Raw genomic sequence first — 11,150 nt, 5'->3', positions numbered from 1 at the left:
GGCGCCCGGCCGGGGCCCGGGGGGGCCCGGGCGGGGCGCCCCCCGGCGGGGCCGCGGCCCCCCCCCCCCGCGCGGGGGAAATCGCGGCCAACGGGGTGTCGGCCGGGCCGCACGGGACACCCGGACGTCTCCGGCGGGGCACCGCGCCCCGGCACGGTGGCCGGGTTCCGATCGCCGGGCGCGCCACCGCACGGAACCCGAGCGTGGACCCGCACGCATGATCCAGATCCAGATGGAGGCACTCCTCGTGAACGAGAACCTTTGGGGTTACGGCCCGACCGCCGGTCACACGCCCGACGCGGACCTCACCGGCTACAAGGTGGAGGCCACGGACGGCCACATCGGAAAGGTCGACAAGCACTCCGACGAGGTCGGCTCCCAGTACATCGTCGTCGACACCGGGGTCTGGATCTTCGGCAAGGAGGTCCTGCTGCCGGCGGGCACGGTCAAGGCGATCAGCCATGAGGACAGGACCGTCCAGGTGGCGCGGACGAAGGACGAGATCAAGTCGGCCCCGGAGTTCGACAAGGACAAGCACCTCGGCGATCCGCGCTACCGCGACCAGTTGGGCGGCCACTACGGATCGGGTCACTGACCCACCGCCGGCCGCCGGTGCCGGCCCGTACCGCGGGCGGCACCGGCGGTTTCCGCGGGCCGGACCGATCCGGGCGGCTCCGGCGTGGCCCCGCATCCGTCCGGCGCTCGCGACGGGAAGATCGGACGAGAGGGCGCGGCCGTCGCCGCACCGACGCCGGAGCGCGCCCGGACCATTCCGTGCCGGCCACGGCGCGGACGGACCGGCTGCCCGGAGGATGATGCCCCATGGCCGCGAAGCGCGGTGTGCCCGATGTCCTGGTCGTCGGAGGCGGACTCGCCGGTCTGGCCTGCGCCCGCGATCTCGCGGCCGGCGGCTTCGACGTCCGGGTGCTGGAGGCGTCCGACGGTGTGGGCGGACGCATGCGGACCGACGCGCACGACGGGTTCCTCATCGACCGCGGTTTCCAGGTCTTCAACACCTCCTATCCGCAGGTCCGGCGCCGGATTCCGCTGCGCGACCTGCGGCTGCGGCCCTTCACCGCCGGCATCCTGGTGCACACCCCCGACGGGCCGATGCGTTTCGGTGATCCGACCCGCCGGCCCCGCCGCCTGGGCGACCTGCGCCCGGGGCGGCTGGCGGGAACCCGTGACCTGCTCGCCCTGGCGGCCCTGTCCGGCCGGGACATGCTCGCGCCGGTGGGGACCCTGAAGCGCGGTGAGGACCGCACCACGCGGACCGCCCTCGCCGCGGCCGGGTTCTCCGAGGAGTTCGTGGACCGGTTCTTCCGTCCCTTCCTCTCCGGGGTCTTCCTGGAGGACCGGTTGGAGACGTCCGGGAAGGTCTTCCACCTCGTCTGGCGCAGCATGCTGCGCGGCACGCTCTGTCTGCCGGGCACGGGGATCGGGGCGGTGCCCCGCCTGCTGGCCGACGGGCTGCCCCCGGACAGCCTGCGGCTCGACACCCCGGTCGCGGGTCTCACCGACACCGGGGTGGAACTGGACTCCGGAGCCGAACTGGCGGCGCGTGCGGTGGTGGTGGCGACGGGGCCCGGCCCGGCAGGCCGTCTGCTGCCGGGGCTGGACATCCCGGCCTACCGCGTGGTGACCACGTATTACCACGCCGCGTCCCGTTCCCCGCTCGGCGAGGGGACCCTGGTGACGGACAGCCGCCGTCGCTTCCTCAACACCTGCGTCCTCAGCGAGGTGGTTCCCGGCTACGCGCCCCCGGGGATGTCGCTGGTCGCCACCTCGGTCCTCGGGCCCGACCGGGAGGGCCGGGAGGGACTGCTGCGCGACGCGCTCGGCGAGGCGTACGGCACCGACACCACCGCCTGGGAGCTCCTGACCCTCCGGACGATCCCCGACGCGCTGCCCGCGATGCCGCCGCCGCAGCCGCTCACCCGGCCCGCCCGGCTGTCCGCGGGCCGCTACGTGTGCGGCGACCACCGGACCACGGGGTCGGTCCAGGGTGCCCTCGCCTCCGGAGCCCGCGCGGCCCGCGAAGTCGCCCGGGACCTCACCGGGTCCTGAGGGCGGGCGCCCGGAGTGGCCGTCCGGCCGCGGTCGACGGCTCCGCGGACGGCCCCCCCATCCGGGGCCGGTGCGGCTACGGATCACCTGTGAGGGAAAAGGGTGAGCGCGATGAACCACACGTACACGCAGAACGTGCTTCCCGCCGCGGACTCGACCGTGCTCTGCTGCCAGCGAGGCGACCTGCGCCGCCGGTTGACCGAATGGGGTCTGGAGCGCGCCATCCGCGAGGACGTCCTCCTCGTCACCGGTGAACTGCTCGCCAACGCGCTCGGGCACGGACGCCCGCCGGTGCGCGTGGTCTGCACGGAGACCGAGGGGGAGACGGGCAGGCTGCTGCACGTCGAGGTCACCGACGGCGGCAGCGGAATGGACGCCGGTGTCGTCCGGGCGACCTGGCGCCATCCGTCCTTCTCCCTGGCCGACGGGGGGAGGGGCCTGCTGATCGTCGACACGCTGGCCGAGAGCTGGGGCGACGTCGCGACCGCCGACGGGCACACGGTGTGGGCCGACATCGGCTGCACGACCGAGAGCGTCCCCGCCGGGGCCTGAGAGCCCGGAACGCCACGGACGGCGCGCCGCGCGCCCGCAACACGACGGCCCGCTCGCCGGACGGCGGTCCCCGCCACCCCGCTCGGATGCGCCGGCCGCTCGCGGTGCCGGGTCCGAAGGCGGCATGTGCCCCTCCGGGGCGGGATCGGCACCGGTCCGTGCGCCTCCGGGCGGTGCCCCGTGGCGCACGGCGCGGGTCCGGGCCCGCCCGGCACGGAAACGATCCGCCCGGTCAGGCGGTCGTCCGCCCGGACCGGCGGACGTGCAGCACGCTGCCGTCCAGCGGCAGCGGAGCCTGGTCCACCAGGACCAGCCCCGCGTCGGCGAACAGCCGCGCGAAGTGGTCCGCGCGCCGTTCCCGACCGCCGACGTTGCACATCATGTGCAGGTCCCAGGCCGTGGCCAGCGAGGCCGCCCCGTCCGGCGGCAGTACGCGCTCGACGACGAGCAGATCGGCGGTGGCGGGCATCGCGCGGGCGCAGTGACGCAGGATCTCGCGGCAGCGGTCGTCGTCCCAGTCGTGCAGGACACGCGACAGGACGTAGACGTCGCCGCCGGTCGGCACGTCCGCGAAGTCGCCCGCGCGGAAGGTGCATCGGGCCGCGTGCCCGGCCGCGCCGAGCAGACGGCGGGCGATCTCGACGGTCTGCGGGCGCTCCAGCAGGACACCGTGCAGGCCAGGGTGCGCGGAAAGGATTCGGCTGAGCAGTTCGCCGTTGCCGCCGGCGATGTCGACGACGGTGCCGCCCCCGGCCGCGGCGGCGATCACCGGGTGGGCGGGCAGCGGGTCGAACATCCGCGCACCGGCGGCCATCGACCGGTCGAAGAGATCGGCGAGTTCGGGATCACGGGCGAAGTGGTCGAAGTGGTTCGCGCCGAAACGTCGTTCGAAGGCGACCCGCCCGGTGCGCACGGTCTCGTCGAGCCCCGCGAAGGACTCGTAGAACGGTCCGCCGTACATCAGGGCCAGCGGCCGCATCGACCCCTCCGCGTCGGCGCGCAGCAGCCGGCCGCTCTCGGTGAGCCGGAACCCTTCGCGGTCCTCGCACACCACGCCCAGCATGGACAGGTAGCGCAGCAGGGTCGTCAGGTGGGGCGCGCGGGCGCCGACGCGCTCGGCGAGTTCCGCCGCACCGGTGCCGCGCCCCGCGTCCATCGCGTCGGCCACCCCGAGCCGGGCGAACGCGGCCAGGGCCTGCGTCGTCCACGCCCCGGTCAGCAGGCGCAGCACCGTCTCCGCGGGCTGCCGCCCCCGGTGCTCGGCGAGATGGGCGTCGAGGATGTCGCGGTGGTCGCCGGGCACGTACAGCTCCACCCGCCGGTAGCCGGCCTTGGCCTCGGCCGGCGCGTCGAAGTAGAACACGGTGCCGTTCTCGTGCGGGTTGTAGCCGCCGCCCCCGGGGGTGGCTCCGTACCGCCCGAAGGCGGCGCAGAGGCCGCGGAGCACGAGGGGGTCCGGCGCGTCGACCTCGAAGGCGACGTGCGCCTCGTGCTGTCGCCGCCGTTCCTGCGCGGCGACGTCTTCCAGCCCCGACCACGGCGGCACCGTCAGCGCGAACACCTCGACCGTGCGCCGCGCCCCGTCCCGGCCCTGCACCGCGGGGCGCAGGATGCCGACGTCGAGATCGCCGGCGGGCCGCCCGTGCCGTGCGGCGAGACGTTCGCGGACGACGACACTCGGCACGGGCGGAGCGCCGCCGGCCAGTCCGCACGCGGCGAGCAGGGTGTCCAGTGCCGCCGTGTCGGGCGGGAAGACGAGCAGCGCCGCGTGGGAGAAGGAGCAGCGTTCCGCCATCGTGCGCAGTTCCGGGCCGTCGAGCCCGGGGAGCAGCAGGGGGAGGAGCGTGGCGGTGTCCTGCTCCTTGACGAAGTCGACCGTCGCGCGCAGACGGGACGTGTCGCCCGACCATGCCGTGATCATCGCGGGGGTTCCTCATTCCGGGGTTCGGAGGTGTGGGTGCGCAGGTACGCCGTGCGGGTGCGGGTGCGGGTGCGGGTGCGGGTGCGGGTGCGGGTGGGCAGGGGAGGGGAGAGGGGAAGGGCCTTGGGGCGAGGCTCCGGGCCCGGGCCGGTGCCGGGAGCCGGGTGGTGGCGCGGGACGGCGGGCTAGACGCCCACGTAGTGCTCGGCGAACCAGTCCTGGCGGCTGCGCGAGGTGCGCAGCGAGGCGAGGCGGGAGCGGCGCAGGCCGTCGTCGAACAGCGACGCGCCGTCCGTGCCGGCCGGGCCGTGCAGGAGCCCGATCATCCACTGCGAGAACTCCTGCGCCCGCCAGATGTGCGTGAGGCAGCGCGCCGAATAGCCGTCGAGGCCCGCGGAGCCCCCTCCGGTGAAATCGTCGATCAGGGCGCGGGCCAGGACCGCCGCCTCCAGCACCGCCAGGTTGGCGCCCTTCGCCGCGGACGGGCTGATCAGCCCCGCCGCGTCGCCGACCAGGAACAGCGCACCGTGCCGCAGCGGTTCGATCACGTCGGACTCCAGGCCGACGATCGACCGCTGCACGACCCGCCCGCGGCGCAGTGGGCCGTACTCCCGCGCCCGCATCCGCAGGTCGAGTTCGTCCCAGATCCGCTCCTCGGACCAGGCGCCGGCCGCTGTGCCGCGCTCGCACTGGAGGTAGTAGCGGGTGATCTCGCCGGTGCGGGCCATGTGGCCGGCGAACCCGCGCTCGTGGGCCGCGTAGCCGACGGCGTCCATGCTGGGCGGCGCCTCGGCGAGCAGGCCGAGCCAGGTCACGCCGTGGTCGCGGTGGTGGCGGACGGTCCCGGGCGGCAGGGAGCGCCGGGCCGCGCCGTGCCGTCCGTCGCAGCCGGCCACGTAGCGTCCCCGCCAGCGGCCGGGCCGGCCGCCGGCCTCGCGCACGGACACCTCCGGTCGGCCGGTGCCGGGCGCGTGCACGGCCGTGGCCTCGGTGCCGAAACGGATCCGCCCGCCGTGTGCCACGAAGCGCGTCAACAGGTCGCTCACCAGGTCCTGTTGGGGGTACACGGTGTGCCGCTCGCCGCGACCGAGCCCGCTGTAGTCCAGCCGGAACCTGCCGTCGTCGGTGCGGAACTCGCAGGTGCTGTGGGGGTGTCCGCGCCGGTGCAGCCCGTCGGCGAGGCCGTACCGGTCCAGGATCCGTACGGTGTTGGCGGCGAGGAATCCGGCGCGCGCCCGTGTCTCCACCTGCTCGCGCTCGGCCCGCTCCAGGACGACGCAGTCGATCCCGTGGTCCACGAGGATGTTGCCGAGGACGAGCCCGGCCGGTCCGGCCCCGAGGACGATCACGCCGGTCACATGGTCGGCCGCCGGCCGCCGACTCTTCCCGTCTGTCACGGAACAAGATCCTAAAGAGCCGAAAATACGGCCTCGGACCGAAATCACCTGAATGCGCGAAGCGAACGCGAAAGTGACGGGTGGGGTGGGTGCGCGGGATGCGTCGACCGCCGTACGGGCACTAGGTCGAACGGGTGTCCGGAGTGCGGCGTTCCTCAGGGGAGTGGCTGCTCCGTCCAGATCGTCTTGCCCTCGGCGGTGTAGCGGATGCCCCAGTTGTGGCTCATCTCCTGGCAGATGAACAGGCCGCGGCCGCCCTCGTCGACCGTGCGGGCGTGCCGGATGCGCGGAGCGGCGCCGCCGCCGTCGCTGACCTCGCAGGTGAGCGTCGTGTCCTTGATGAGCCGCAGCCGGATGGGCGGTGCCCCGTGGCGCACGGCGTTGGTCACCAGTTCGCTGACGATCAGTTCGGTGGCGGAGGCGGTCTCCTCGCTCACCCGCCACCTCCGCAGGCGGTGCTGCGCGTGGTGCCGTGCGGTCGCCACGGCGGCCGGCACCGGGTCGAGCGGCCAGGTGGCCACCTGGTCGGGCGGGAAGGCCCGGGTGCGGGCGAGGAGCAGCAGGACGTCGTCGGTACCGTCCGTGCCGCGCAGCCGGTAGAGGATGTCGTCGCGCAGTTCGGTCAGCGACCGGTCCAGCCGGGACAGCGCCTCGCGCAGCAGCCTGGCCGGACGCGTTCCCTCGGAGGCCGGGAAGGACGAGGTCCACAGGGCGAGCACGCTGCCGTCCCGCAGGGGCACGGACGTCGTGGCGAACGGCGGCCCGTCCCGATGGCCCAGCAGCGGGCCGGTCGGCAGGTCCGGCACCCCGACGACCCCGTCGGCGTGCGCCACCACCGGCGTGGGATGTCCGGCGGAGGCCATCGCGCAGACGCCGCGCAGCGGGTCGTTGACCACGTACGCGCAGCTGGCCCGGAGCGGCTGCCGGTGCAGCGGGTCGCCCGGCGGGAGCGCCAGGCGCTCGTCGGCGAGCCGCACCACCGTGTCGTTGAGCCGGGCCAGCAGTTCGTCGGGCTCCAGGTCGAGCGCGGCGAGCGACCGCACGACCGTCCGCAGCTGGCCCATGGTGGTCGCCGCGTCGATGCCGCTGCCCTCGACCTCGCCCACGGCCAGAGCGGTGCGGGCGCCGGGAAGGCTGAACGCGTCGAACCAGGTGCCCGCGCCCGCGTCGGCCGGCAGGTGCAGCTGGGCGAACTCCACCGCCGTCTGCGAGGGCGGTACCGGGGGCAGCAGATGGCGTTGCAGCGCCGCCGCGATGGTGTGCTCGTGGGTGTAGCGGCGGGCGTTGTCGAGGCTGAGCGCCGTGTGCGTGGCCAGCTCGTGGGTGAGGGCCACGTCGTCGGCGTCGAACACGTCGCTCGACCGGACGCGGTACAGGCTCAGCAGGCCGAGTACCGAGCCGCGCACCGCGAGCGGTGCGGTGAGCAGCATGCGGGCGCCGGAGTCCCGGATGGCGCGCGCCCGTTCGGGGTCGGCGGCCAGCCAGGGAGTGTCCTCGTCGAGGGTGACGGCGCGCGGTTTCAGATCGATGAGCGCCTGTGAGTACGGGGTCGGCGACGGCAGCGCGCGGACGTCGCCCAGCGGATGGGCCTGCGCCGCCCGGTCGGAGCCGGCGTTGCGGAACGCGGCACGCCGCAGCGGGACCTCGCGGCCGAGCGGACTGAGCGGCGGGTCCTCCCCCCGCACGACGGCGTCGACCACCTCGACCACCGCGATGTCGGCGAATCCCGGCACCAGCGCCTGGACCAGCTCCTCGCAGGTGGTGACGGTGTCGAGGCTGCGCCCGACGCGCTCGCGCACCGAGGCGAGTGTCCCGGTGCGCCGCTCGGTGCGCAGATGCTCGGTGACCTCGGTCAGCGAGAGGACCGCGCCGCGCGCGTCCTTCAGCGGAAAGGCGGAGACCCGCACGAAGCGTTCGGGCCCGCCCTCCGTCGGCGGGGCGAGACGTACGACGTAGTCCGTGACCGGCGTGCCCGAGGTGACGACCTCCCGCAGGACGGAGTCGAACTCCTTCGGCCGGGACGGGCGGCACACCTCGTCGGCCGGCCGGCCGCGGGCCTCGTCGGCGGTGGTGCCGCACAGGACGGCGGCGGGCTCGTTGAGGCTGAGGACCCGCAGCCGCGGGTCCAGGACGAAGAACGCCTCCCGCGTGTTGGCGCGCAGCGCGTCGAAGACGGCACTGCCGGTCCCGGACGCACCGCCGTCCCGCCCGGCGGCCGGCCCGCCCCGAGGCGCCTCGAAGATCCCCCACGCCCTTCCGCCCCCGGGGAGCGGCACGGGGCGCAGCCGCAGCTCCACGGGCGCGCCCTCCGCGTCCAGGACCTCGGGGGTTCCGGTGAGGGGGCCGGTGCGGGTCGCGGGGTCCTCCCCCTCCTGTCGGCCCTCCTCGGCGGGCACCTCGGGGGCGAGCATGTCCAGCGCCGTCCTTCCCACCGCCTCGGAGGCCGGGCGCCGCCACAGCTCCTCCGCCCGGGGGCTCCACCCGACGACGGCGCCGGTCTCGTCGACGATCATCAGCGGAGCCTCACCCGTCACGGGAATCACCTCTGCTGTGGGTCCGGCCGGGCGCCTCCGGGTCGGGGAGGCAGGCGGCGGCTGATTCTCACCGGACGGGGCCGTGTCGCGAGCCGTGTGCTCCTCGGCCGACCGAGCACATTTTCTCCAATGTAGGACCTCTTCCCGGGCGTGGCGCGTCGGCGGCGGGGCGGCACGCGAGGGCCGCCCGATCCCGGCGCCGAGCCGCCGCACGCCGGACCGGACCCGCCGGCCGGGGCGGCGGACGGTCCGGCCTCCCGCCTCGCCCGGCGGGCCGGAGGGTCCGGCGGAGCGGCCGTCGCGGCCCCCGCCCGGCCGCTCCGGGCGAGAGGCCGGCGCACCCCGGCCGAAGGTGGCAGGGCGCCGCCGCACCCGGTGCGTGCGGCGGCCCGCTCCCCGCTCCCGGCCGCGGCGGCGTGGACCGCGCGGGGGGCGTGGGACCGCGGCCGGCCGTCCCGCGCCGCCCGGTCGGTGCCGGCGCCGTCTCCGGCGAGGAGCGCAACCGGTGGTCCGGCCGCGCTCTCGGTGAACGCGCCGGACGCCAGGGCCCGCAGGCGGACGCGGTACGGCGCCTGGCCGGTGAACTCGTCCACGGGGTCGGAGAAGACGTCGTCGACGACGAGAAGCCCGCCCTCCGCGACATGGGTGCCCGGCCCCGGCTCCGGGAGCGCAGTCCGCGCCCTCTGGGGGAGCGGACGTGGCGCACGGCCGGACGCGGGCGGACCGGGCACAGCGTATCCGCTCCGTCACCGCCGCGTCACAGCCCGGTCCGGGCGAGAACCGCGTTGGCGCGGGCGTCCTCTGTAGGGGTGCGTGCCGGCGCGTGACCGGCAGTGGGTCGAGGTATCGGGGGATTCCATGCGCACCACAACGCTGTTCGCGGCGGGCACCCGCCGGGCCGCCGGGACGGCCGTCGCCGTGTCGGCCGCCGCGCTGCTCGCGACCGCCTGCGGGCCGGACGTCGCCGGGGCCGGCGCGTCGCCGCCCGCCGGCACCCCGTCGCCCACCGCTTCGGCTGCGGCCACGCCCGGCTCCTCGGCGGGCGGCGCGGGAGCGTCGGGCGGGCCCTCGGCCGCCGCGTCCTCGGCCGGACCGGGCACCGCCTCCGCCTCCTCGGCCCCCGAGGTCCCGCCGTGCCCGGGATCGGCGCTGGAGGTCTCCCTGCGCCAGGCCGACGTCCGGCCGCAGGGCACCGGCACGGGTGCCGCGCTCGTCGCCCTCGCCAACACGTCCGGCACCCCCTGCTCCCTCCAGGGTCACCCGATCGTGGCCGGTGCCGCCGCCGGCTCGCCGGGGAAGGGCCGTCCGCTGGCGGTGACCCCGGCGGGCACCGCCGCCCGCGTGGTGCTCGCGCCGGGGGCGAAGGGCTGGATCAAGCTGACGTTCGTGCAGGTCCAGGGCGAGGGGGACGGGTACTGCGTGTCCGGGACGGAGCCGGTCGCCTACCCCACCCTGGTGATCGGGCTGCCGGGCGCCGGTGCGCACCAGGTGGCGCTCGACGACGGGGTGGTGGCCGAGTGCGAGGACACGGTGACCGCCACCGCCGTCACCGCCTCGGTGCCCACCTGAGTCCCGCGGGTCCCGCGCCGGGCCGTGGGGGCGGCCGGGGCGGCCCCCACGGCCGGCGGGCATCCGGTGACCGGCGGCGTGCGACGTCACTGGCGCGGCGCCCGGGCGCCGCGCCGTGGCCGCGCTCGGCCGGGAGCGCGGCCTCGTCCGCGCAGTGTCGCGACGGTGCACGCCCCCGCGGGAATGCGGACGGGGGGTGTGCTGTTACAGCTCACGTAACTGATTGGCATGCGCGAGTCAAAGGCTCGGGTGTGGTGGGCGAAGGAGGACCTCATGGCACGCAGCACCGCGCGCCCCGTCGTCACGCTGAGGTCGACGGCCGGCACCGGCGTCACGTACGTGACGCGCAAGAACCGCGGGAACGACCCGGACCGGCTCGTCCTGCGCAAGTACGACCCCCGGGCGGGCCGGCACGTCGCGTTCCGCGAGCAGCGCTGACCGGGCGCCGGCGATGGCCCGCACGCCCGTACCCGCCCCGGCGAATCGAGGAGGACATCCCATGAGGCCCGGCATCCACCCCGTCTCCCGTCCGGTCGTCTTCCGGGACCGTGCCGCGGACGTCGCGTTCCTGACGCGCTCGACCGTGCGCTCGGACCGCACGATCGAGTGGGCGGACGGCACCGTGTACCCGCTGGTCGACGTCGAGATCTCGTCGGCGAGCCACCCGTTCCACACCGGGACCTCCCGGGTCCTGGACACCGCCGGCCGGGTGGAGCGCTTCGAGCGCCGCTACGGCCACGCCGCGAACCGGGCGTGAAGGGGCCCGGCGGGTGCCGGGAGGTCCCGGTTACCGTCGGCGCCCCGCGTCCCGCCCGGCAGTGAGGAGAATCCCGTGAAGGTACGCACGTCGCTTCGCTCGTTGAAGTCCAGGCCCGGCGCCCAGGTGGTGCGCCGGCGCGGCGTGGTCTTCGTCGTCAACCGCAAGGACCCGCGCCGCAAGGCCCGCCAGGGCTGAGGGGCTCCCCGCGACAGACGCGTCCGGCCCGGCCACCGCACCCGCGGCGGCCGGGCCGGACGCGTCCGCGTCCGCCGCCGAACCGTCCGACCGCCCCGCGGCCGTCCGGTCCCGGAGGCGGCCGGGAGTTACGATCACGCGTGTGACGCGTCCGC

Annotated in this window: 10 protein-coding genes and 1 pseudogene; 7 read left to right on the top strand and 4 right to left on the bottom strand. The window is 75.8% G+C overall.

What is annotated here, in order from left to right; genetic code table 11:
- Positions 1–217 precede the first annotated feature (217 nt).
- The 3 genes from ACGFS9_RS18225 to ACGFS9_RS18215 all read left to right on the top strand — a co-directional run bounded on the left by ACGFS9_RS18225 (position 218) and on the right by ACGFS9_RS18215 (position 2,619).
- Positions 218–595 carry a PRC-barrel domain containing protein gene (locus tag ACGFS9_RS18225; RefSeq protein ID WP_393254299.1) on the top strand — a complete coding sequence of 126 codons (378 nt, stop codon included), beginning with the start codon at positions 218–220 and terminating at the stop codon, positions 593–595.
- 227 nt (positions 596–822) lie between these two features.
- The gene (locus ACGFS9_RS18220; protein ID WP_393254297.1) at positions 823–2,067 is read left to right on the top strand and encodes an NAD(P)/FAD-dependent oxidoreductase; all 1,245 of its coding nucleotides are present in this window, start codon (positions 823–825) and stop codon (positions 2,065–2,067) included.
- Positions 2,068–2,178: 111 nt separating this feature from the next.
- A complete protein-coding gene (locus ACGFS9_RS18215) occupies positions 2,179–2,619 on the top strand; it encodes an ATP-binding protein (RefSeq protein WP_393254296.1) in 441 nt (146 codons plus the stop codon).
- A 232-nt stretch (positions 2,620–2,851) separates the two neighbouring features.
- Here the strand turns inward: ACGFS9_RS18215 and ACGFS9_RS18210 are convergent, their stop codons facing one another.
- From ACGFS9_RS18210 to ACGFS9_RS18195, 4 genes and pseudogenes are all read right to left on the bottom strand, one after another.
- The gene (locus tag ACGFS9_RS18210) at positions 2,852–4,540 is read right to left on the bottom strand and encodes a methyltransferase (RefSeq protein ID WP_393254294.1); all 1,689 of its coding nucleotides are present in this window, start codon (positions 4,538–4,540) and stop codon (positions 2,852–2,854) included.
- A 185-nt stretch (positions 4,541–4,725) separates the two neighbouring features.
- Positions 4,726–5,937 (bottom strand): 4-hydroxybenzoate 3-monooxygenase, encoded by a 1,212-nt coding sequence (locus tag ACGFS9_RS18205; RefSeq protein WP_393254293.1) that lies wholly within the window; start codon positions 5,935–5,937, stop codon positions 4,726–4,728.
- A gap of 155 nt (positions 5,938–6,092) precedes the next feature.
- On the bottom strand, positions 6,093–8,471 hold the full coding sequence (locus ACGFS9_RS18200; RefSeq protein ID WP_393254291.1) for a SpoIIE family protein phosphatase: 2,379 nt from the start codon (positions 8,469–8,471) through the stop codon (positions 6,093–6,095).
- A 473-nt stretch (positions 8,472–8,944) separates the two neighbouring features.
- Positions 8,945–9,127, bottom strand: a pseudogene (locus tag ACGFS9_RS18195) (class I SAM-dependent methyltransferase); the annotation flags it as partial.
- A 202-nt stretch (positions 9,128–9,329) separates the two neighbouring features.
- On the opposite strand from ACGFS9_RS18195, the gene ACGFS9_RS18190 reads away from it, so the two are divergent.
- The 4 genes from ACGFS9_RS18190 to ACGFS9_RS18175 all read left to right on the top strand — a co-directional run bounded on the left by ACGFS9_RS18190 (position 9,330) and on the right by ACGFS9_RS18175 (position 10,995).
- Positions 9,330–10,040, top strand: coding sequence for a DUF4232 domain-containing protein (locus tag ACGFS9_RS18190; RefSeq protein WP_393254290.1), 711 nt, complete (start codon positions 9,330–9,332; stop codon positions 10,038–10,040).
- Positions 10,041–10,313: 273 nt separating this feature from the next.
- Positions 10,314–10,478, top strand: a complete 165-nt coding sequence (gene rpmG / locus ACGFS9_RS18185) for a 50S ribosomal protein L33 (RefSeq protein ID WP_393254289.1) — start codon at positions 10,314–10,316, stop codon at positions 10,476–10,478.
- 61 nt (positions 10,479–10,539) lie between these two features.
- Entirely contained in the window at positions 10,540–10,797 is a 258-nt protein-coding gene (locus ACGFS9_RS18180) for a type B 50S ribosomal protein L31 (protein ID WP_393254288.1), read from the top strand.
- 75 nt (positions 10,798–10,872) lie between these two features.
- Positions 10,873–10,995 (top strand): 50S ribosomal protein L36, encoded by a 123-nt coding sequence (locus ACGFS9_RS18175; RefSeq protein WP_393254286.1) that lies wholly within the window; start codon positions 10,873–10,875, stop codon positions 10,993–10,995.
- Positions 10,996–11,150: the final 155 nt, after the last annotated feature.

It is taken from the genome of Streptomyces sp. NPDC048566 (assembly GCF_043199735.1).
Classification (GTDB): Bacteria; Actinomycetota; Actinomycetes; order Streptomycetales; family Streptomycetaceae; genus Streptomyces.
This window is presented reverse-complemented; position numbering and strand designations above follow the sequence as displayed.